This window comes from Paenibacillus sp. MY03 (assembly GCF_002165585.1).
In the GTDB taxonomy this organism is placed as follows: Bacteria; Bacillota; Bacilli; order Paenibacillales; family Paenibacillaceae; genus Pristimantibacillus; species Pristimantibacillus agaridevorans.
Map to the genome: position 1 here is coordinate 191,477 of NZ_MXQD01000012.1, position 22,852 is coordinate 214,328.

The 22,852-nt window shown below is 53.2% G+C and carries 12 protein-coding genes; 2 read left to right on the forward strand and 10 right to left on the reverse strand.

What is annotated here, in order from left to right:
* Positions 1-45: 45 nt before the first annotated feature.
* From B1748_RS14685 to B1748_RS14700, 4 genes are all read right to left on the reverse strand, one after another.
* Positions 46-1,614, reverse strand: a complete 1,569-nt coding sequence (locus B1748_RS14685) for an extracellular solute-binding protein (RefSeq protein WP_087568667.1) — start codon at positions 1,612-1,614, stop codon at positions 46-48.
* Between the two features lie 77 nt (positions 1,615-1,691).
* On the reverse strand, positions 1,692-2,558 hold the full coding sequence (locus tag B1748_RS14690; RefSeq protein WP_087568668.1) for a carbohydrate ABC transporter permease: 867 nt from the start codon (positions 2,556-2,558) through the stop codon (positions 1,692-1,694).
* Positions 2,559-2,572: 14 nt separating this feature from the next.
* Entirely contained in the window at positions 2,573-3,478 is a 906-nt protein-coding gene (locus B1748_RS14695) for an ABC transporter permease (protein ID WP_087568669.1), read from the reverse strand.
* Positions 3,479-3,702: 224 nt separating this feature from the next.
* The gene (locus B1748_RS14700) at positions 3,703-4,716 is read right to left on the reverse strand and encodes a Gfo/Idh/MocA family protein (RefSeq protein WP_087568670.1); all 1,014 of its coding nucleotides are present in this window, start codon (positions 4,714-4,716) and stop codon (positions 3,703-3,705) included.
* A gap of 225 nt (positions 4,717-4,941) precedes the next feature.
* On the opposite strand from B1748_RS14700, the gene B1748_RS14705 reads away from it, so the two are divergent.
* Positions 4,942-7,236: a helix-turn-helix transcriptional regulator gene (locus B1748_RS14705; protein ID WP_087568671.1), complete on the forward strand. Its 2,295-nt coding sequence runs from the start codon at positions 4,942-4,944 to the stop codon at positions 7,234-7,236.
* Positions 7,237-7,420: 184 nt separating this feature from the next.
* Here the strand turns inward: B1748_RS14705 and B1748_RS14710 are convergent, their stop codons facing one another.
* Positions 7,421-8,266, reverse strand: a complete 846-nt coding sequence (locus tag B1748_RS14710) for a hypothetical protein (RefSeq protein ID WP_087568672.1) — start codon at positions 8,264-8,266, stop codon at positions 7,421-7,423.
* Positions 8,267-8,400: 134 nt separating this feature from the next.
* Entirely contained in the window at positions 8,401-9,396 is a 996-nt protein-coding gene (locus B1748_RS14715) for a GNAT family N-acetyltransferase (RefSeq protein ID WP_087568673.1), read from the reverse strand.
* A 141-nt stretch (positions 9,397-9,537) separates the two neighbouring features.
* Between B1748_RS14715 and B1748_RS37495 the strand changes: the two genes are divergently transcribed.
* Positions 9,538-9,672, forward strand: a complete 135-nt coding sequence (locus B1748_RS37495; protein WP_256975673.1) for a hypothetical protein — start codon at positions 9,538-9,540, stop codon at positions 9,670-9,672.
* Between the two features lie 65 nt (positions 9,673-9,737).
* Here the strand turns inward: B1748_RS37495 and B1748_RS14720 are convergent, their stop codons facing one another.
* The 4 genes from B1748_RS14720 to B1748_RS14735 form a co-directional block, all read right to left on the reverse strand.
* Entirely contained in the window at positions 9,738-17,060 is a 7,323-nt protein-coding gene (locus B1748_RS14720) for a LamG-like jellyroll fold domain-containing protein (RefSeq protein ID WP_087568674.1), read from the reverse strand.
* 46 nt (positions 17,061-17,106) lie between these two features.
* The gene (locus tag B1748_RS14725; RefSeq protein WP_087568675.1) at positions 17,107-19,932 is read right to left on the reverse strand and encodes a LamG-like jellyroll fold domain-containing protein; all 2,826 of its coding nucleotides are present in this window, start codon (positions 19,930-19,932) and stop codon (positions 17,107-17,109) included.
* Between the two features lie 146 nt (positions 19,933-20,078).
* Positions 20,079-21,320, reverse strand: a complete 1,242-nt coding sequence (locus B1748_RS14730) for an alpha-L-fucosidase (RefSeq protein ID WP_087568676.1) — start codon at positions 21,318-21,320, stop codon at positions 20,079-20,081.
* Between the two features lie 21 nt (positions 21,321-21,341).
* Complete coding sequence (locus tag B1748_RS14735) at positions 21,342-22,727, reverse strand: ABC transporter substrate-binding protein (protein ID WP_087568677.1); 1,386 nt, start codon at positions 22,725-22,727, stop codon at positions 21,342-21,344.
* Between the last annotated feature and the right edge of the window lie 125 nt (positions 22,728-22,852).

The following is a 22,852-nucleotide window of genomic DNA, read 5'->3' on the forward strand; positions in this document are numbered from 1 at the left end:
AAGCCCCGTTAAAGCTAACGAGGCTTGTCGAATCATTGCAAAATATTACTTTACGGCCGCAAGCGCACGTTCATGCGCCGTCTTGTACAGAGCTACGATCTCTTCGTAGCCAAGCTTCTTTTGCTCTTCCACGAAGCTGCCCCACTCATCGAAGCTGCGCGTGCCCATGATAAACTTCGCGAAGTTTTCATCTCGGTTGCTGTTAAGCGAATCGCCTTTCGTGCTTAGAATTTGCTGCTCTTCCGGCGTAAAGGAGATGGAGATTTTTGGATCGCTGTCGTATTTGGGCGCTTCCGCGTAAGCAACCTTCAGCTCCGGCGACGACAGGGAAATGTGGGCGTCGTAATCGAACCAAGCATAAGTGCCGTCCGTAGACAGTCCGGTTTTCTTGCGCATATCGGCAACGTCGGCGTATTTCTCGATGAACGCGCCGTTCGAGGATGTCTCGCCTTCTATGCCCCAGCTGGACAGTTGTTTGCCTTCTTCGGAATAGAAGAAATCGATGAATTTCACGGCATCTTCGATTTTGTCCGTCGTCGACGCGATCATAAAACCTTCTTCGCTCGTTTGCGTATACGCGTTTTTCTGAGGTCCGCCTTCCCAGCCTGCAGGCGGCGCCATAAAGTTCATGTTAAACGCGGCGTTGGCCGGACGAAGCGCGTTGTTGTAGAAGTCGATCCGTCCGATATAATCCAGCGTGACGAATGCGCGATCCGTCGATACGATATCCTGCCACATCTTCGTGTCGATCGTCAGGAAGTCTTTCGGAATCAGATTATCTTTGTAAAACTTATTGAAGTACTCCAGCATTTTTTTGTACTCTTCTTGAATGGCCGCATACTTCCATTCGCCTGAAGCGTTATCATGGATCACGCTCGCCTTGGAAACCTCGACGTCGGCGGAGACGTTAAAGGCCGCGCCGAAGTCGTAGAAGTAACGAAGTCCGTTACGGAACGTAAGCGGATAGCTGTCCGGATACTTCTCTTTGAGCGTTTTCAGGACCGTGTACAGCTCGTCCCATGTTTGCGGCGTTTGCAGCCCGTTCTCCTTAAAGATATCTTCGCGATACATCCAGACGCGGCGGTTCGTATCGCCGATGCCTTGATTCGGCGTCATGTACATCTTGCCGTCCGCAGAAATAAAGTTTTGCACTTCTTGCGGATATTTCTCCATAAATGCTTTGAAATTAGGCATTTGATCGACATAATCCAAAATGTTGGCCAGTGCGCCTTGTTGGCCGAACTTGTCAGCCGCCGCTTTGGATTGGATCCACATCAGATCCGGCATTTCGCCGCCCGCGACCGCCAAGCTGATGGAATCCTCAAGCAGGTTGCCGGATGGAAGCTGGATATCGAGCGTAACGCCCGTCTTCTCCTTGATCATATCCCATACCATCCAGTTTTCGTCGTACGGCCAGCTCGGATTGCTGTAATTCAAAAACGTGAGCGTCGATTGCTTAAGCGGCTCGCTTGTCGCTCCGGCGCTGTCGCTCGGCTTCGCCGTCGCGCTAGCGTCAGGCGTATTGCCTCCATTGTTGTTGCCGGAACAGGCGCCCAGCGCCAAACTTGATCCCAGCACGGTTGCGAGCATTACGGTTGACCATTTCTTCTTCATACTTTGCCCCACTCTCCCTTAATTTGGTGTACAATGACTTGCCCTCTTGCTTGGTGTTACTTCCCATGGATTCTATATTAACCTTTGACCGACCCGATTAGCGCTCCTTTTGCAAAATACTTTTGGAGGAACGGGTAGACCAAAAGGATGGGAACCGTCGTCACGATAATCGTGGCGTACTTCAATGCTTCGTCGACGATCATGCTGTCTCCGCCGATATTGCCCGCGCCGTTTGCGCCGCCGGCGCCTTGAAGCACCATGTTGCGAATAATGACCTGGAGCGGCAATAGATCGGCATCGCGCAGATAGAGCAGCGCGGAGAAAAAATTGTTCCAGATGGCGACGCCGTAGAACAGACCGATCGTCGCGATGATGGCGCTGGATAGCGGAAGCACCAGGCGGAAGAAGATGCCAATGTCCGTCAAACCGTCGATTTTGCCCGATTCCTCTACTTCCTGCGGCATGTTCATGAAGAAAGTGCGCATGACGATAAAGTTCCAGGAGCTAACCGCCGTAGGAATGACCATGGCCCAGATCGTGTCGATCAAGTTATAGCTTTTGACCACCAAAAACGTAGGAATCATCCCGCCGCTAAAGAACAGCGTAATGACGATCATGATCATAAAGGGGCGCTGGAACAGCATCGTTTTTTTGGAGAGAGCATAGGCTCCAGCTGCCGTAACGAACAAGGAAATCGTTGTGCCGAGCACGGTATACAGGATGGTATTGATATAGGCTTTGCCGATATCGGGATTGTCGAATACGACAGCATACGTATTAAGCGTGAATTCCTTCGGCCACAGGAACACTTCGCCTCTTAATACGGGCACCGTGCCGCTAAGCGAGACGGCGATCATATAGAGGAACGGGTACAAGGCGGATAAGGCTACGCAGAAGATAACAAAATAGATGATGACATCGAATACCGAAAATTTGATTTTCATAGTCCCGCTCCTTCCTACCATAAGCTCGTGTTGCTGACTTTGCGGCTAATCCAGTTGGCGCTGAGAATGAAGGCAAGGTTAACGACGCTCGTAAACAAGTCGATCGCCGTTCCGTAGCTGTAATTCATGGCTTGTATCCCCGTACGGTACACGTAGGTGCTCAGCACATCCGCCGTGTTGTAGATAGATGGATTTAACATCAGCAATACTTTCTCGAATCCGATGTCGAGCACTTGCCCGATATTTAGAATGAACAAAATAATGATGGCGGAGCTGATGCCGGGCACCGTAATATGCCGAAGCTGATGCCATCTGTTCGCGCCGTCCACTCGCGCCGCTTCGTACAGCTGCGGATCGATCGCGCTTAAAGCGGCCAAATAGATGATCGTCTCCCAGCCGATATGCTGCCATATTCCCGAGAGGACATACAGAGAACGGAAGTAATGATCATCCTGCATAAAGTTGATCGACTCGTAACCGAACCACTCTACAAGCTGGTTGACGATTCCGTTCGACGGCGACAAAAACAGGAACATCATGCTGACGACAACGACGTTGGAGATGAAGTGCGGCAAATAGCTGATGGACTGCGCCACGCGTTTGACGACTTGAATTCTAACTTCGTTTAATAGAAGCGCAAGGATGATCGGCGCCGGGAATCCGAAGATGATCTTGTAGACGCCGAGCAGAATCGTGTTGCGAAGCAGCTTCAGAAAATCGGGACTCTCGAAAAACAGCTTGTAATATTTGATGCCGACCCAATCGCTTTCCCATACGCCCTTAAACGCGTTGTAATCTTTGAAAGAGATCAGAATGCCGAACATCGGAACGTACTTGAACATGATGTAGTACACAAGCGCTGGCAAAAAGAGTATGAGCAAGTATTTGCTTCGATTGAATCTGGTTAGGAACTGCGCCATCCCTTATCCTCCTGTCTGGTCTGCATAACGTGTCTATGCCGTTAACGATAGCGGGTCAATTGCCTCGCGGACAATCGCCAGTGCTTGCGAAACCTTGCAATTATGCGAGCACTCGCATTTTCGACAATGATCTTAAATGTTGCGAAGTTGTGAATTTCGATAGATTCGCCATATTTACAGCAGCATACGCCTGCCGCTTCTCGACGCTAATGGCGAGTCTCCTTTTACAGAGAAAGGTCTTCGTTGCCGACGGTTTGAACGAGAACCTCGGCGCGCAACTCGCTAGAACGGTATAGTCCTTCGACGGCCGCAACGACGCTTCGCGAATAGGTCATCGAACATTCCGGCTCCTCGCCGCTTTCGACGGCATGCAGCAGATCCAGGATCTGCATGGCAAGCGCCGGACCCGGCAATCTCTCGGCATGAACCTCCGAATAAGCGCCGCCCGTACTGATCCAAACGCCAATGCCGGTTCGAAGCCGAAGGCTTCCTCCCGTAAAGAGCAGCTCCGTCTCGTCGATGGCAGCCCCCGGGTATCCCGATTGGCAGACGATGGCCGGTATTCCGCCGGAGGTTTCCAGATACGCCAATCCCCCGCCTTCCACATCCCCCCGTCCCAGCCCGTAATCGACCGATGCCCGCACCTTCGTTATCGTATCGCCCGTCAGCCATTGAATCTTGTCGATGGAATGGGAGCCCAGATTCGTCAGAATGCCTCCGCCGGCTTTGGCGCGTTCGAAAAACCATTGCGGCCGCTGCGGTTTGTCGTAAGGCAGATGTCTGCGATCATTGATCATGACTAGTCTTCCGAGTTCGCCGCTTTGCAATATTTTTTTGGCCAATACGTTTTCGGCGGAATAATGCTGCGTGTGCCCAACCATCAATTTGACGCCTGCCGTTCTGACGGCCCGTTCGATTTCGTCGCACTCCTGCACGTTCATCGCCATGGGCTTCTCCAGCAAAATATGGCAGCCTTGCTCCGCCGCAAAAATCGCCGCTTCCTTGTGCAAATAATGCGGCAGCGTAATAATCGCGATATGCGGCCGCTCGGTTTTAATCATCTCTTTGTAATCGATATATGGCGTAATGTTGTAAGCGACGGCCAACTGCTCCGCTCGTTCCTCCGCAATATCGGCTACGGCGCAAGCCTCCGCCTGGCCCATTTCCTTAATCGCCGTCAGATGCGAAGCGGCAATGCTTCCGCCTCCGACAACTGCAATCCTGTATTTTGCCGTCATAAAAGTTTCTCCCCTCGTCGTTGTGTTCGGAGGTTAGCTTACCAAGACGTCGGCCCTTTTGTGTATCGTGGAATCTTGTTTTCCTTGTCCGATTTCCGTCAGAATCGCGTTATTTAGCCCATTTCATAAGAAATGATAAGGATCGTAAGCGTTGATTATTGAGCCATTGTTAATACCTCGTGCTATACTCGCTATATGATTTTGTAAAATGAAAGGAATAGTGGCATGAAGCGACTGATCCCGTTCCCGAACATTTCGAACAACCAGCTGTCACTTTTTTACACCTTATTCTGCAGCTTTATCGCCATCATTTTGCTGCTTGTTTCCATCCACCTTGTCACGTATTCTTTTTTCCGCGATCGGATCAAAGAAGAGATTATCGTTAACAGCGGCCTTAATCTAAACACGACGGTCACGAACTACGAGAAACACTTCAAGCTCATGCGAAGTTTTATGCTCAGCACCCTGTTCGAAAACGATACGCAAATATTGAAGAACGGCACCAGCGCGTTTCATTACGATATCGTATCGCGGGTTCAGCGAGAGCTTCGCAATACGATGAACAATTCGCTGCTCTACCTGGACAACATTATTTATTACTTCAAGGACACGGGTTTTGTGTTCGATAAGGAAGGGACGAGGAACGCGGAGACGATGTTTGGCAAATTCTACGTCAGCGATACTTATTCCGTGGAATTCTGGAAGAGACAAGCGGAGTCCGTCGACAGCTTCAAGGTTTATCCCACTACGAACTTTCGTATGGAGACGGCATTCGAAGATTTCTCTTACGGCAATCTGACTCCTATTCTGGTCAAAAGCGCTTACGATGATCGTCTGGCCTTCATTCTGCTCCTCAAAAGCGCCAGAGCCTTCGAAGCGTTCCATCAGCCCAAACCCGGCAGCAGCCTGCTCATACTGGATGAAGATCAGCAAGTCATCTACTCCTCATCTCCTTCGCTCAGCATGCCGGATAATTTGAAGATGGAAGATGGGACCTACCCGGGACTTGGCGGGTACGCGAAGCTGGACGACAAGTATTATTTCTTCCGTAGCGGCTCCGAGACGGGGTTCACTTATGTTGAGGTCGTTGCAGACAGGGGGCTGACGAATCAGCTTCGCAATTTAAACGTGCTTATGTTCGTTATTTTGGCCCTGTCGATTTTGATCAGTCTGGCCGTATCCTACATCCTTGCGAAAAAGTTCCATAATCCGCTTGCGAAGATGATTCGATCCATACAGACCTATAGCGTTTTGGGAGGTCCTGGTGCGGCGAGCAGCCGAATCAAGGAATTTAATATGCTGCATTCGACTTTGCGCGACTTGTCGCGCTCTAACGAGAAGTTCCATCATGATCTTCAGACCAAAAACACCATGCTCCAACAGTTCGCCTACATGTCCAAGCTTAAGAAGATCGGCGGCGGAGCAGGGCTGGAGACGAGAATGGACGAAGATCGTCCCTACAGACTAGTGTTATTCCACCTTGAGTTCAAAGAACGTTTCCTTCTGGAAATCTCAAGCTCGGTGCATCGCGCCTTCAATACGTACAAGGAATTGATCGATGCTCATTTTACCAGTCTGTACGGCGAATCGTTGACCTTCCAGCTTGAAAAGGATCAAATCCTGACGATTCTGTTCTTGGATGACGATCAAGCGGATAAACCGGAAGCGGAGCTGCGTACGTTGATCCGGATCTTCGATTCGGATGCACCCTACTGCAACTTCACGATCGCGCCAAGCCCCGTTCGCAAATATGCGACGGATTTCGCAGAGACGTATCAGAACGCGCTTGATCTGATCCGGCAGCGCAAGCTTGGCGAGGACGTTCAGATTATTACGCAATGGGAAGCACATCCTTCCCTGCTCGTCCCTACTCCTTCCGAAGAGACGGAGCTGGCAGCCAATCTGCAAGCCGGCATCGAAACCGTAACGATCCCGCTAGTCGAGCGATTCCTCGATCATCTGGATAAGGTCGGCGCAACAGCTGGGCAGTTTCAGGAGTGGTCCAAGGATATCGTCAATCGAACAATCAAGGCTATGTATGCGCAGAATGTGTCGGTGGCTTCCGTCGTAGATGGCAGTCATTTGCATGAGCAGTTGAAATCCTGCTACACGTTGGAGCAATACAAAACGTTTTTCAGACGTTTGCTCACAAGGTCCGCGATTGCCATTCAGGAGAAGAAGTCCGAGACGGATGCTATTACGAAGTTTGTTTTCGAATACGTGGAGGCGAATTATGGCGGCGATCTGTCGCTGGATGCCATTGCGCACAAGCTCGGCATAACCGGACCTTACTTGTCGAGTTACTTCAAGGAGAAGACGGGAACCAACTTCAGCGATTACATCTACACCGTACGCATGAACAAGGCGACCGAGATGCTTATTGAAACCGATCTGCTCATTCAAGATATCGCTTCTCTGGTCGGCTACTTTACGGTAGCCTCCTTCAACCGCGTCTTCAAGCGGTATACAGGCATGACGCCTAGCGAATTCCGAAGACAGAACATCAAATGGGAAGAATAATTCTTGCAGCCACTATTGCCGCTCGTATAGCGGACAACCATTATCGGCGTTTTTAACGCCTACAGCTGCTCGTTCGCCTACTTTTTGGAGCCATAAGCGTTACTAACGCCTATGTATGCTAATCAGAGTTACTATCCGACCAAAACAAAAGGCAGTTGACCCGTTTATGGGCAACTGCCTTTAGTCAAGGCAAATTCAATCTAATATCGTCAACCTTCGTGTTTGCAAATTGCTGAATAAAAAGATCCATTACCGTAGCATCCAATTTAAGAATCAGGTACGGGTTCTCGCCAAAGCGCGGATCTGTATTTTCAATGGTCGCGTATTGGATCCTCATCAGGCTCTCATTTCCGAACACATTCAACAACTCAACAGAATGTTCCATGCCCGCTACCAGAAGTATATAAAGCGTATCGTCTGCAATAAAATGATAGTGTCCCGCGTTTCTAGCCGAGATTTTTTCGTTGACTTCCTTTAAAATACCTGGATCGCCAATGCTTGAAACATCAATGATTTCATAAGTGACCGATTGTTCCGGAGGCATGGCTCCGTCTTCTGCAAGATTGGTTACTGTCCAAATGCCGTTATAATTGTACCATTTTCGAAGTTCAAGCATGTAGGTGTTTCCTTCGGTCGTCCCCACCACCACATTTCGTGGATTGTAGGTGCCATCCACACTATCAAGGTAGCTGACTTCGTGCCCCAATTCCTGCCGCATATAATTTTTAATGACGGCAACGTAATCCTTTTGCATGTCGTCCTTTGCCAAATTGGCCATATCCATTTCGGTATACTCTCTGGATGTCCCCGTAATGATTCTGTACTGCTCTAATTGATCCAGATTAAGAAACGACTCATTGTCTGGCTGTGCGGTTTCTTTCGCAATTGACTCGTTGGATATGCTGCTTTCGCTGGTTTCGATGGTGACGCTAGTCGCCATGTTTACCCCGGAGTCGTTGTTGCTGTCAATCGCACATGCAGGCAATATACATATTGCCGCTAAACAGAGCAGATAAATAGATCCCTTCATGCTTGCCCTCCATTCCCTGTTTGTTAATCGTTCAACAAATTAGACAGAAAATTTTGCATATTGTTTCGCTAATACAAAAATGGAGTCCAGAACTGTTGCCAGTCTGTACTCCATTTTAATGTTCATCATAATGGTCATTCTCGCCGAAACGTGGAACTACCCGTAAGATCGATCGTTTTCTCGAATTTCGCATAGGTTCTCCAGTTTGTATACCCAAGCTTGCCATAAAACTCGACGAACGGCGTCGTATCGATTACGATATGGCGACTGCCCCGCTCCAGCAAGTAGTGGATCGCCGCCTGCACAATGGAGATGCCATATCGATATCCGCGATAGGCCTCGTCGATGCCGAGCGGCCCGATTCCGCCCAAGGGCTCGTCGAAAAGCGGCGACCAATAAATGTTTTGCGCAAGCAACGGCGAATGTTCGTCGTTCATTCTGCAAAAACCGATGATGATGCCTTCTCTCTCAAGCAATACGTATTCCCTGCCTGTTCCGCCACGTTTCCAATACTCCCGGTGCTGATAGTCCCAAGTCCCCGGGAAGCAGCGGCGCATAAAAGCCGTCATTCGTTCCCGATCCTCCGGGGTTGCGACTCTAAACAGCGCATCCTGTACTTCGGGCAACGTAACTCCAGCTCTATGGTTATAGCTGTTCAGCAAATCAAAGACTTCTGCTTTAAAGACATAACCTCGTTTCTCGAACCAGCCCTTCGTTGCCTCTTCCGGCTCCGGCAAGCCGGGAAACAAGCGGCTTTGCAAATCATTACCAAGTGATATGCGTTGAACGCCCAACTTTCGAAGGGCTTCCTCCGTCCGGCCAAGCAGCTCGCTCCCTATGCCGACGCCCCGGCTGTCCTGCTCCACGATGAGAGCTTGAATCCATCCCGCGTCGGACTTAAGGCCATATTGGGCAAGTTCCTCACGGTACGCCTTCGCCACAACGAATCCGACAATCCGATCGCGACTTTCCTCGATGGCAACCCACGAGCCATGACGCAGCCAATTGGGATCCTCGAACACATTTTGCGCGATTAATTGCTCTCTCATGGGAAACACCCGAATCCATTCCGAATTCCAGACGGATACCATTCCATCCAGATGTTTTTCCGACATTGCCTCGTAACGCATGACATCGCCCTCCTCGAAAGTTACGATTCTATAGGGCAACTTTAAACCAAATTTCGTCGTGTTCCTATTATCTATTCTTTTGAATCTTCTTCTATTTTGCCTTAGACGAGTTGTCAATCATTATGAAACAGGATTATCGACATGATTTGGCATATTCGTCCACTTGTCCGCAAGGATCGCGCTGTTATGGTGATCGTCTCTTTCGCCGACGTATGGGATATTCTCCGCCAAACATCTTCGGGAATGGATTCGCCGTATAGCGGGGATGACTTGTAAAGCGGCGGCCTCGATCCTTATGACTGGATCGGGGCCGCCATTGATTAATAGAGGTTCTTTCTTCCTTATTGCTTGAACTGGAACCAATTCAAATTCAATCCGGCCGTATAGACCAGGTACACATCATGTACGCCCGATACGCTGCTTAATGCGGCTTGGGCCGTTGTATAGGTTTGATAGGAGCCGGTATTTACCCCGTTCACCGTACCGATCAGCGTACCCGTCGGACTGCCGAGTCGTATCTCGATCTTGCCTACAGTCGAACCGGCGATACGGGCATCCACGGAGGCTGCGCCCAAGCCGAAGTTGACATCCTCATAGACCGTATAATCTCCCGTTCCGATAAAACCGAGATTATCCGACCCTTCGCTGCTTGGCTCGGCCTGTACGGAGCCGCTTTTGGAGCTGTAATGTTCCGCTTCGATCTTAGAAAAGGCACTGCTCAACGAAGGTTTGCCGGTTCCTTTGAGCGCGTTATATATCGCTGTGGCGATAGTCGTCGACCCGGCATCGTTGGGATGGACATTGTCGGGGAAGTTATGCCCCATGTTCTGTGTGCCCGGATTGACATGAATGACGGTGCTTCCCTTGTTGGCCGCAGCTTGAATCTGCAGCGGCACCACCTCGCTCGTCACGACGTTCCCCGGCCAATAATTATGAGGAGAAGTCGCAACGTAGACGGTCGGCTGCGAAGCCAGGCCTCGATAATGATCGATCATGTCTTCATAATCGGACACAAACTCCGAGCTGTGCTGCCAGTTGATCGCCGTAGAATCGTTGGTGCCGAGCATGATGACTACGATATCCGGCTCCCAGTTCGAGCTGTTGACGAATTCCCAGCTGTCCCAATAAGGTTGATCGCCGTTTTTCAGCATCGTCGTACCGCCAGATCCATACGGATTAATATAATAGTTCGGGCCGAGAAGCGTTTGCAGCTGCGCAGGGTAACTGCCCGTCGTAATGCTGTCGCCGATAAGCGCGACATTGATCACTTGCGGCGGCTGTCCCCCAGCCTGGCTCAAAGCGAACACCTCCTGATCCGTCAGAGTTCTCGGATACATCCGGAGCTCGTCGATGGCGCCGTGGAATACCTCGGCGGCGCCCTGCGAGGCGGCATTTTGCCCGCCGATTCGGAACGGATTCGGATTATTGGTCTGAACGATATCCGACGAAGCCGATTTGGTCAAGGCGAGCTGGCCGTCAATATACAATTTGAACTGGCTTCCCGCCTTCGATACCGCAACATGAGTCCATTCGTTAAGCGGAATCGAGCTGCTTGCGGTCGCGAAAGGCCATAAGGAATGGCCCTGGCCAAGCGCATCCGCCATCAGGAATTCCAATTTGCCGTTTGCGATCCACCAATTGAACATGTTCGTCTGGCTACCGGTAATGCCTTGACCGAGAATGATCCGATTCGCGCCGTCGGACTCCGGCTTGATCCAGGCCGCGAAGGTGAAATTGTCCTTGACGATGGAATCCGTCACGATCGACGTATCCGATCCGTTGAAACGCAGCGCCTGGCCGACTTTGCCCGGCACCCAGCTGTAGCCGCCCTCAATGGACATCGCCTGCCCGCTTACGCTTTCCGTCGCCGTGGAGCCTTGGCCTTCATCAAAGTCGAAGTATTGCTCGCGGTCGGCATCCTGGCTTCCTCCGCCCGCGCCCAGCTCGCCGATATCGTATACGCCGGCAAAGTTAAGCAGAGGCGATGCCTGGGAAGAGAGAATATTAATGCGAACCTGATCCGATTCCACTTCATCAAACGTGACGATGCGCTTGTAGCCAATCGTTGTACCGGTCGCTACCGTCGTCCAGCTGCCGCCGATCCGCACCTGCACGTTGAATCCCGATATGCGCTGACCGAGAGGAATATATTCCTGCAGCGTAACCGCATTAAACGTTTTCGTCGCGCCCAGATTCAAATCGACATGAGCCGAAGTCACCTGGTCGTCCGTTGCCCAATAGCTGTCATATTGGCCATCCGTCAGTTTGCCCGCCGCGTATGCGGAAGCATTGCCCCTGACATTGCTTGCCGAAGCGGATGACCCCGCTGCCAGATTTACTCCGTAAGCTTGGTCGATCCAATTTCTCAGCTCCATTAATCTGTTAATGTCGCTGTTCACCAGCTTGCCTCGTTTATCCGGCGATACGTTAAGCAGCAGGTTGGCCCCTCTCCCTACCGATTTCTGATAAATATCGACCAGCTCCGGCAACGTTTTAATATGGGTATCCTCCCAATCATGGTAGAACCAGCCTGGCCGCAGCGGTACGTCGGCTTCGCCGGATTGCCATGCCGTGCCGTTCGGATTGCCCTCTCCATATTGGTTGGGCGTCCAGTAAGGATTGCCCGGCTGCTGCGGGACAACCTTGGCCCAGTTCGTTTCGCTTGCGATTCCGTCTTCGTTGCCGATGTAGCGAGCATCTCCAGGAGCGCCCCATATAACGATATTGGGCTGCAATTGCTTAATGACGGAATACCATCTTTCCGTATCGTAATCCTGCGGGGTATTGTCCCCCTTCGCGCCATCGAACCAGATTTCGCTTATTTCACCGTAGTTCGTCATCAGCTCGGTCAATTGGTTGACGAAAAAATCATTATAAGCCAGGCCCGAGCCGTAAGTCGGCTCGTGCATATCCCATGGCGACACGTAAAGTCCGAATTTAATGCCGAACTCCATACAAGCATCGGAAACTTCCTTGACCACGTCGCCTTGTCCGTTTTTCCATGGACTACTCGCTACGTCATGCGTCGTGTAAGCGCTCGGCCACAGCGCGAAGCCGTCATGATGCTTCGCGGTCAGAATCAGCAGCTTAAATCCCGCATCCTTAAGCGCGCTGACCCACTGCCTCGCGTCAAAATCCGTGGGATTAAACAGGGACGGACTCTCGGTTCCCGTTCCCCACTCCCGGTCCGTGAACGTATTCATGCCGAAATGGGCAAATGCGATCGTCTCCATCTTCTGATAGGCAATCTGCGGCTCCGTCGGAATCGGCAGATGAGGCAGGACGGGCGGTACCGCAGGCGGCTGGTACGGAATCTCTTCCCCGTATACTTCGAACTCTTGGACCCCGTAACCGCCGGTTCCGTTCCGTTTTGTGCCGTAAACGCGGACGAACCTGACATCCGTATCCTGGAAGCTGACATCCACCACGCTGCCGTTCCCCGTCGTTGTGGAATATACGTCCGTCCATTGAATCATATCGTTGGATACTTGAATCTTGAATGCCCGACCCGCTCCGCCGCTCCCCCAAGTGAGCTTCGTGCGGTTGATCCGGTGTGGTTTGCCCAGGTCGGCAATCAGCCACTGCGGATCGGAGGCCTCGCTCTCCCATTTCGTTCCGGCAGACTCGTCGAATGCGCGCGATCCGACGTTGCCGTCGCGCGACGACGAGACAAGCGCGGTTTTACCGTAAGCCACGTTGGAAACGGCCATCAGCGTTTCCACCTCCTTTATTGCCGGCTTCCCTTCGGTTTCGATCCCGCTCAGCTCCCGAATTCGATCCGCCGATAGCGCCTCGGGATAAAGCCTCAACTCGTCGATTGCGCCGTGAAAACCTTCGGAAGGACCGCCTTCGCCATTGTTCTGCGCGCCAATCCGGAACGGATTGGGATTAGTGAGCTGATTTTGGTGATGGGGCACGGTTTTCGTCAACACATTTTCGCCGTTTAGATACATCTGGAACGTATTGCCTTCTCTCGCCACGGCCACATGGGTCCACTCGCCCAGCGGAATGGAGCCAGGCTCCGTGTTAAACGGCCACATGCCGTGTCCGGCCCCTTCCGCATCGCTAACAAGGAAATACAACTGCCCGTTTGTAATCCACCAGTTGAACATATTCGCCTGGCTTCCGGTAATTCCCTGACCTAAGATCGTATGGTTATGCAAATCGGTTTCCGGCTTGATCCATGCCATAAAGGTAAAGTCGTCCTTGGCAATCGGACTGATTTTGACCGAATTCCCGTAGAACAGCAGCGCTTTGCCAACTTTGCCGTCCACCCAGACCGGCTCGCCCTCGATGGCATAGGAGATGCCGCTAGCGCTGTCCTTCGTCGTCATACCCTCTCCTTCATCGAATGCGTAATATTGCCCCAAATCCTCGATTACCGCGCTGACCGATGCTTCCTTTCCCCGGTAAGACGCCGTTATCGTAACCGGTCCTTTCTCGCCCGTGAAGGTCACGGTACCGTTTGATACAGCTGCAATGTCGGAATTGCTGGACGACCACTCGGCATGCGTAATCCGCGATACGAAGCCGTCGTCGAAGGTTCCCGTTGCCGTCAAAGTCACGGGCAGAGCGCTATAAGCGAGCGGTTCGTTAATCGACAGACTTTCCAGCACGCGGTCTACCTGGCCGATCAAGCGCATCAGCTTGAATTGGCTTGGGTCTTTGATGCCTCCGATGCCGCCGCCCCACTCGATCCATCCTTTGCGCCCGTGACCGTCATTGTCGTTTACGAGCAAGGACAGACCAAACTTTCCGTCGTCAGGCAGGATTGGAGAAAGCTCTGTCCAAGGAAGCGAAAGCTCGTAATAGGTTTCTTGACGCGCCTCGTCCCTTGCAACTGCCAACGCCGGATCCGCCATCAATCCGGCTTCTCCCTCGATCGCTGACCAGCGGTACAGTTGTGGCCCATCAGGAGTCAATGCCATCCCGAACTCGTACATGCTCGTTTGGTCGCCAGGCATTCCAGGAGACAAGGCAAACTGGATACTGTCGCCAAGCCATATTTGGCCTTCCGATTGCTCTTGCGAATGGACATTGTCTCGAATGGCGGCAGCTATGTTCAGATAATCCTCATCCCAGGTCACCCAAACGCTGCCGCTTACATCCGCCGCACCGCCATACCCCGGAATTTGGACCGCTCCTTCCTCCGCCAGTTGAATAACCGGCAAGTCGGCCAAATCGTCGCGATCGCCGTCAATGGCGATGCTCTTGTTGGCCAGCAAAGTGGCGAGAGTCACTTGTCCTTCGTAAGCGAGGGATACTCCCCCGGCGGCTTCCAGCGTAATCTTGACCGGGTGGCTGCTCGAAGGGCGATAGGCATCCAGCGGGAGCAGGGCAACATAATCGCCGCCTGCCGGAACGGAAGCTTGCAGCGCTTCGACTCCGTCCTGCCCGCCGATCGTCCATAACAGCCCATTGAGAACTCTGTTCGTATCCGACACATTGCGAATTCGGACTCGAAGCGCTTCCCTATTTTCATTCAACGCATGCTTCACCTCCATCTGCAAAGGCTCAAGCACTTCAACATTTGCCGCAATCCGGGCAATTGCCTTGCCATGGGAGACGATTTCGCCAACCAGCCGCAAGCTGCCGGCCGCCTCGGAAGCAGGTACCGTCATATCGATTACGGCCGTCTTGCCGGAAGCAACCTTAACCGGTATCTCCTGTCCCGCGATGAGAAGCCGGGCATTGATCGCCGAACGAGGCTTGCCCGTGTTATCCACTGTGAGCTTAAGGCGGATCGAATCGCCGAGGTAAGCGCTGCTTGCCTGCAGCGCATATTTGCCGCTTGGCTTTATCTCCTTCACCTTGCCCGTCAACTCCAGGGCCATTTCCGACAGCGTCAGATAAACATAACCGGCGTTATCGGGAGAATAAGACTTTGCTTCCCCGTCGGCATCCTTTACAATCAGCTTTCCATTGACTCGGATCGCCACCTCCTGCGGCATCGAAGAAGAGAGCATGCGAACTTCCTTGCCTTCCTTCGAAAAGAGATAGCTGTTAATCCCGCTGCCGATCCGTTCGTTTTTAACGCCTTTGCCGTTATAGGCACCCCGATTCGGAGATTGGGTGGAAGACACGGCATTGCCCCAGTAGTCCTTGCCTCCGTTGTCCGCAATAACCGTACCGCTGCCCAGCGAAGGCGAACCTTCTCCCAGCCGGTAACCGTCAACGGTCGAACGCCCGGTTCCGCCGGAACCGGCTCCGATCAGGAGCGGGTCGGAAGTCAGCTTGTTGGGATCGTCCGGTTCGCTTGGATCATGGTTGCCGTAGAAAGTATTGGAGTCGAACGTACAGGTCGCGTTGCCGCAGTAATAGGTCATGTCTGTTCCAAGATTATAGATGATGTTGTTCTTGAAGCTCATCGTGCCCTGGGGCATGTTGTTGCCGTCAGGCGCCTTCAGAAATTGAACCTTCATGTCCTCCGACGTGTAGAAGGTATTGTTGTATACCTGATAATTATCCATGCGGCCGACGGCCTGAACGATGGCGTGGTCATCGTTTTCGCTTATGTTGTAGCGAACGATGCCGTTTTTGTCGTAGCCGGTGCCGTCCCCGCCCCGCCTGCCGACAAGCAGCATGAATCCGCCTTCGTTATCATGGCTGTAGTTGTGCTGCATCACGCAATTGTTGCAAAGCTCGTCAATGTCGAAGCCCATCCCGTCCATTGTCGTCCGGGTCATATAAGCCTCGTTGTACTGGAACAGCGCGTTATCGGAATTGATTGCCCATATTGCGGCGTGGTACCCTACCGAATCGTAATAGCTGTTCGCCGCGACGTTGTATTCGATAAGCGCTCCTTCGCTTTCGCATACGATGATCGCGTCACCGCCGGTTCGGTTCAGGCTGTTGCCGCGGATAACCACTTCCGTGAATCCGAGCCACGGTCCTACACCGTCCGTTCTTGTATCGCGGTTGCGCCAGTTGCTGCGCACGTAAATGCCGGTACTGTCTACGTCCACGAACGTATTGTCCTCGATGAGCAGATCGTGGAACTTGGTCGGGGTCGCGCTGCCGGTGACGCGTACGATGATGCCGCCGGATTCCAGGTCCTGCACCTCGGTCTGGCCGTTTACGTCATGGATATCCAGATTTTTAAGATAGATATGGTTGGCCGTTCCGATATCCTGGGCTTCGATCCATACTGCCCTGCGCGTGTCTCTGGCCTCCCCGGTGTTTGTAAGCTCCAGATTGTTAATCTCCCAATACTGCTGATTGAACAGCTTTACCGTCTCTTGGTATAAGCCGGCTCCGTGTATGACCGGTTTGGGGCCAGATCCGTACTTGTCGATGACGATCGGACGCCCGTTGGAGCCAGAGCCCTTGGGCCAAAGCTGGCCGGTCCAAGTGGAACCCGCCTTCAGCAAGACCTTGTCGCCTGGCTGGAACGTCGTGGCGTTTACCTTGTCCAGCGTCCTCCAGGCGGAGCCTTTGCTTTTGCCGGATTTTGTATCGTTCCCGCGGGATGAGTCTACGTAATAGGTCGTGCCGGAACGCCCCCCGCCGCCGTACCTGTTCGCATCTTCTTCCGAATCACCTTTGGCTGCCTCAGCGCCTTGCGCGGCTGCCGGATTGGCTGCTGCCACCCCGAAAGGGGAAAGCAGTAGCGCAACTGCGAGCAGCAAGTACAAGCTTTTCCCGATTTTCGTTTTTATGAGCATTTCATGTACACCTCTTTCTAATAGGAGATGGTTGCAAACCGGCAGCCTATTGCAAGGTAACCGGATGGAACAACGCGGTATTTTTGGAGCCGCCGATGCCGCCGCCCCACTCGATCCACCCTTTGCGCCCGGAGCCGTCGTTATCGTTCGCCAAAAGCGACAAACTAAAGGTCTGGTCCGCCGTTGTAATCGGGGATAATTCGGCCCATGGCAGCGCAAGCTCATATACCGTCTCGTTAGCGCTCGCGTTTCTGGTAATAGACAGTTGTCTATTTGTTACCGTACCGCTTGCGTTGTTGATTCCGGACCAGCGGTACAGCTGCGGACCGCTCGATGTTAGCGCCATACCGAATTCAATCATTCCGGCATGCTGGCCCGGCAGCCCCGGCGATACCGCGAACTGGATGCTGTCCCCCAGCCAAATATTGCCGCCCGATTCCGGCTGGTGAAAGGTATCATCCTTGATTTTGGCAGAGAGGTAGAGGTGGTTTGCATCCCAAGTCAGCCATACCATTCCGCTCAGGTCGCTCGTTCCGCCGTAACCCGACATCACCACCGTGCCTTGCGTTCCCAGATCGATTCCCGGCACGGAAGAAAGGTTATCCAGCGTTCCGTCCACGGTGATGGTTCGGGCTGCAATCGGCGCTCCTGCCAGGCCTGGTCCGCCGTAAGCTCCGCGATTGGGAGCCGCAGAGGAGGAAATCGGATTGCCCCAATAATCCTTGCCTCCATTGTTCGCAATGGGCACTCCGCTGCCCAGCGCGGGAGAGCCCGCCGCCAGCTTGTATCCGAATACCGTATGCCGTCCCGTGCCGCCCGATCCGGGATCCAGCAGCATCGGATCCGTCGTCAGCTTGTTGGGATCGTTCGTCGGCTCGCTCGCGTCATGGTTGCCGTAATAGATGTTGCCGTCATACGTGCAAGTCGCATTGCCGCAGTAATAGGTCATATTCGTTCCAAGGTTGTAGATGATGTTGTTTTTAAAGCTCATCGTTCCCTGTGGCAGGTTATTGCCGTCAGGCGCCATCAAAAACCGCACATTCATGCCGGGAGCCGTATAAAAAGTGTTGTTGTATACCTGATAGTTTTGAACGCGGCCGACGGCTTGAATAAGCGCAAGCTCATCGTTTTCGCTGATATTGTAGCGTACGACGCTGTCCTGATCGTAGTCGACGCCGTTGCCGCCCCTCTGGCCTACCAGCAGCATAAAACCGCCTTCGTTGTCATGGCTGTAATTGTACTGCATAATCGAATTGCTGCTCAGCTCATCGATGTCGAAGCCCATCCCGTCCATCGTATTCCGCGTGAGGTAAGCCTCGTTGTACTGAAAGACGGCATTGTCCGTGTTGATGCCCCAGATCGCCGCATGGTACCCAACCGAATCGTAATAGCTGTTGGCGGCAACGTTGTATTCGATTAGCGGAGCGTCGCTTTCGCAGACGATGATCGCGTCTCCGCCGGTCCGGTTAAAGCTGTTGCTTCGGAGCACGACTCCGGTAAACCCTAGCCATGCGCCCGAACCGTCTGTCCGGGTCAGCCGGTTGCGCCAATTGCTGCGGATAAACACTCCCGTGCTGTCGACGTCGGTAAAGGTATTGTCCTGGATCAGCAGATCATGGAATTTGGTCGGCGTCGTGTGGCCCGTTACGCGTACGATGATTCCTCCGGACTCCAGATCCTGCACCGCGGTCTGGCCGTTTACATCGCGGATATCCAAATTTTTAAGATGAATGTGGTTTGCCACCCCGATGTCCTGCGCTTCGATCCAGACAGCCCGCCTCGTCGTTCTGGAAGCTCCCGTGTTCGTCAGCTCCAGATTGTTGATTTCCCAATATTGCTGGTTATACAGCTTGACCGTTTCCTGGTATTGTCCGGCACCATGAATGACCGGCTTATTTCCCTCGCCGTATTTGTCCACAATGATGGGAGAACCGCTCGATCCCGATCCTTTGGGCCAAAGCTGTCCGGTCCAGACCGAGCCGGATTTTAACAATAAGCGGTCCCCGGGCTGGAATGTCGTCGCATTGACTTTGGCCAGCGAAGCCCACGCCGTCCCAGCGCTTGTTCCCGTATTGGCGTCGTTGCCGTTCGCGGCGTCCACATAATAGTCCGTTCCTGCCTCCACGAAGTCCTCACCCTCCATCACCATGATGATCTCCACGTCTGTAAGCGCTTCCTCAAATACGTTGAATTCATCGATCAGGCCATCGAATACCCCCATCGGACCTCCGCCCGACGCGTTCTGCGCTCCTATCCGGAGCGGATTCGGGTTGCCTGACAAATCAAGGTTGCCGGAAGCCGTCTTGCTTGCCGCCAGGACACCGTTCAAATAAAGCTTGAACAGATTGCCCGAACGCGACACGGCCACATGCGTCCAATCATTGAGCGGGATCGAGTTCTCTGCCGTAGAGAAAGGCCATAAGCCGAAGCCGTTCCCCGATTCGTCGCTGAGCAGAAAAAACAGCTTGCCTCCGTTTACCCACAGATTAAACATGTACTCCTGTTCGCCTGACACGCCTTGCCCGAACACAAAATGATTGTACGTGTACGAATGCGGTTTAATCCATGCCGCGATCGTAAAGGCTTCCTTGTTTACCGAATCCAAGACGACCGATGTGCTCACTCCGTCGAAATCCAGCGCATTCCCTTCCTTGCCCGACACCCAGGCAGGCGTGCCCGTAATCGTACGCGCTTGTCCGCTCACCCGCTCCTCCGTACTGCTCCCCGATCCCTCGTCAAACGTATACGATTGACGGAGGACAGGCCCGTCTGCGCTTGCCCGGTCAGGTGCCGCGCTCATGCCGGCAAGCAAAGTCACGCTCATCGATGCTGCCAATAACAGGGACAAGATTTTCGAACGCCATCTTCTCATTTACACAATCCCCTCTCCTCATTGGACTTGTGTCCCGGCATTGCTCTGCCGGCCTATTATCGCTGCCCCGGATCACCTCCTTCCAGCGGAGCGTCGCAAAACCCTCCGCCGGAACGCTCATCATCTACTTCATAACTTGAACTTGGCTAACGGTCACTCCCTGTCGCGTAGCAGCTGAGTCTTCGAATAAGAGGTGTGCCTACGGAAGACAATACGCGCAGGCGCAGTCCGTCCGCATGCACCGGTCCGACGCGGTCGATTTTTTTATGTCCGATGGCCGATCCCGTCGCAAGCCGAACCCATTTGCCATCCACTCTGGCCTCCAGCGTATATTCCCTTATTCTCTCTCCTTCAGCAATTTCCTCCATAATCACGACATGGTCGAAGGTTTCCGCCTGTTGCCATTCCTGGCTAACCGTCTCTCCGGTACCCGACGTCTCGCCGATCGGATTGCTGAATCTGCGCCGCATCTCTCCGCTCAGCTCAAGCAGCCGTTTAACGTCCGGGTCGGGCAGCAGGCCTCTGTCATCCGGCGAAATATTCAACAGCAGATTCGTTCCGTGCCCGACCGAACGGTAATAGATGTCTATCAGACGATCCAGCGATTTTAAGCTGTGCTCATCGTCCGGATGCCAGAACCAATGGAGTTCGCGGATCGGGACGTCGCATTCCGCCGGAACCCAGCCCGGCGTATCCGGCAGCCAAGTCAACATATCCTTTGTGAACATGCTGACCTTGGCCGTCTCCGCGGTATTCCAGCATGGATAAGGCGCTACGCCGTCTTCGTTGCCGACCCAACGGATCGTGGGACGCCCCAGGTTAAACACCATGGCCTCCGGCTGATGCTCCGTCACCAGCGACATGATGCGTCCCCAGTCGTATTCCCTGCCTTCCGATCCCGCGCCGTCGAACCAAACCTCCACCAATGGGCCATATCCCGTCAACAGCTCCGTTAGTTGCCTGCAATAAAATTCGTCGTACGCTTCTTTGTCCGGATAACAGGATGCATGTCGATCCCATGGCGACAAATAGATGCCAAAGAGAATACCGGCTTCCGCGCACGCATCCGCCACTTCGCGGACCACGTCACCACCGCCGTCCCTCCATGGACTCGCCTTGACGGAATGATCGGTCGTCGCCGTCGGCCACAAACAGAATCCGTCATGATGCTTCGCGGTCAGAATCAAGTAGCGGAATCCGGCGTCCTTGGCCGCCTTCACCCACTGGGTCGCGTCGAATTCGGTCGGATGAAATCGCTTTGGATCCTCCGTTCCATGCCCCCACTCCTGGTCATAAAACGTGTTGATGCCGAAGTGGCAGAACAATCCAAGCTCCAGGTCCTGCCAGCGCAGCTGTGCCGGCGTAGGTTTAGCCAATTCTGTTGTCATCGCATAAGGCTCCCTTTTGGTTTATTCCAATCCCAATTCCTTGCGGACGGTTGGCGCATGAGCGTTAAATTCTTCTCCCCATTTCTGGAATACGCTGAGATCTCCGCCGTTATTAAACAAACCGCCGGTTTCTCCAGCCCACCACTGAATATATTTGTCTTCCCCTGGCATCGTGCGAATCCAGCTGTCCGCCTGCACCGCATCCTTAATGCTTTTGCCTGCCCAGCTTCCGGTTTGCTGCACTTCTTCCCATAACGCTGGATCTGTCGTGAGCGGAATGTTCCCATCCGACATCAGTACACGCTGTCCGTCAGGGGATAACAGCCACGAGAGGAACTTTGCCGCCGCGTCCGCGTTTTGCGTGCCGTTTAGGATGCCGATCGGCGATATGGCGTTGTAGCCGACCTGGCTATGAGAACCTCTCGGGAACGGAATTACGTCCCAGTCGAATTGTGCGCCGGCCTTGCGCGCCGTGCCTTCCCACGTCCCCATAATATCGAAGGCGATCTTGCCGGACAGCCAGCTTCCCCAGCCGTTCGGGTCGATTCCCGCGTCCTGCGATTGTTTCTCCGATGGACGGGAGCCGTCCACCCAGCCCAGCTCCGCATACCATTGCACCGCAGACAATACATTGGGATCGGCAATAAGGCTCTGCGTCCAATCCTCGTTCATGAAGTTCAGATTCGGCGCCAGCCCGTTAGAAACCGCGTACACCTGCGGAGTCGTCATGTAATTAAACGGGCCGGGGGCAAGACCGTATTCTCCGGCGGTGGCATCGGTTGCTTGTTTGGCGATTTCCCGGAATTCGTCCCAAGTCCAGTCCTTGGACGGCATGTCGATGCCGTGTTTGGCCAGAAGATCCTTGTTGACGAACATGACATGCGCGTCAACGGCGCGCGGCAGAGCGACAAGTTTCCCCTTCCAGGAGAGCGCATCCTTTACCGGCTGGCTGAGCTCGGCGGTCGACAGCACCGGGTCGGACTGCATATACGGGGTCAGATCGAGAAGGAGGTCATCTTTCATAAAATCCGGAATGCCCGGAACCCATGTCAGATCGGCTGGCGTGCCGGCCGCGCTCAAGGCCGTAATCTTTTCCAATACGGAAGCGTTGTCGCCGCCGTCGATTTTCTCCACCTGCAATGTAATATGGGGGTACTTCTCCTTAAATTTCTCCGGAATTGTTTTCGTCCAGAGCTCGGGTCCCCAAACGACCAGGCGAATTGTAGCAGGCGTTTCCGGAGCGGGAGGATCTTCATCCGAGCTGCCGCTTTCGGTCGGCGCGACACTGGGCGGATTGCTCCCGGTTGCCTGATTGCCGGGCGTATTGTTGCCTCCCGAGCAAGCAGCAAGCAATGCGACGATCAGAATGTACATCATAATGAAAACGAACCTTTTGTTTTTAACCATGTTCACATCTCCCTTTTTCACATTTGGACTCGCTTAACCCCTTGCAAAATGCCTTTGTTCCAATCCGCTTCGATTTCAAGCATGCAACCGCGCCCGCATCACCTCCTACAATAAATTTTGTTTCA

Coding starts and splice junctions, on each gene's coding strand:
- B1748_RS14715 (WP_087568673.1), bottom strand. CDS start 9,396: ATGCGTTACGAGGCAATGTCGGAAAAACATCTGGATGGAATGGTATCC.
- B1748_RS14735 (WP_087568677.1), bottom strand. CDS start 22,727: ATGGTTAAAAACAAAAGGTTCGTTTTCATTATGATGTACATTCTGATC.
- B1748_RS14690 (WP_087568668.1), bottom strand. CDS start 2,558: ATGAAAATCAAATTTTCGGTATTCGATGTCATCATCTATTTTGTTATC.
- B1748_RS37495 (WP_256975673.1), top strand. CDS start 9,538: ATGATTTGGCATATTCGTCCACTTGTCCGCAAGGATCGCGCTGTTATG.
- B1748_RS14725 (WP_087568675.1), bottom strand. CDS start 19,932: ATGAGAAGATGGCGTTCGAAAATCTTGTCCCTGTTATTGGCAGCATCG.
- B1748_RS14695 (WP_087568669.1), bottom strand. CDS start 3,478: ATGGCGCAGTTCCTAACCAGATTCAATCGAAGCAAATACTTGCTCATA.
- B1748_RS14730 (WP_087568676.1), bottom strand. CDS start 21,320: ATGACAACAGAATTGGCTAAACCTACGCCGGCACAGCTGCGCTGGCAG.
- B1748_RS14700 (WP_087568670.1), bottom strand. CDS start 4,716: ATGACGGCAAAATACAGGATTGCAGTTGTCGGAGGCGGAAGCATTGCC.
- B1748_RS14685 (WP_087568667.1), bottom strand. CDS start 1,614: ATGAAGAAGAAATGGTCAACCGTAATGCTCGCAACCGTGCTGGGATCA.
- B1748_RS14710 (WP_087568672.1), bottom strand. CDS start 8,266: ATGAAGGGATCTATTTATCTGCTCTGTTTAGCGGCAATATGTATATTG.
- B1748_RS14720 (WP_087568674.1), bottom strand. CDS start 17,060: ATGCTCATAAAAACGAAAATCGGGAAAAGCTTGTACTTGCTGCTCGCA.
- B1748_RS14705 (WP_087568671.1), top strand. CDS start 4,942: ATGAAGCGACTGATCCCGTTCCCGAACATTTCGAACAACCAGCTGTCA.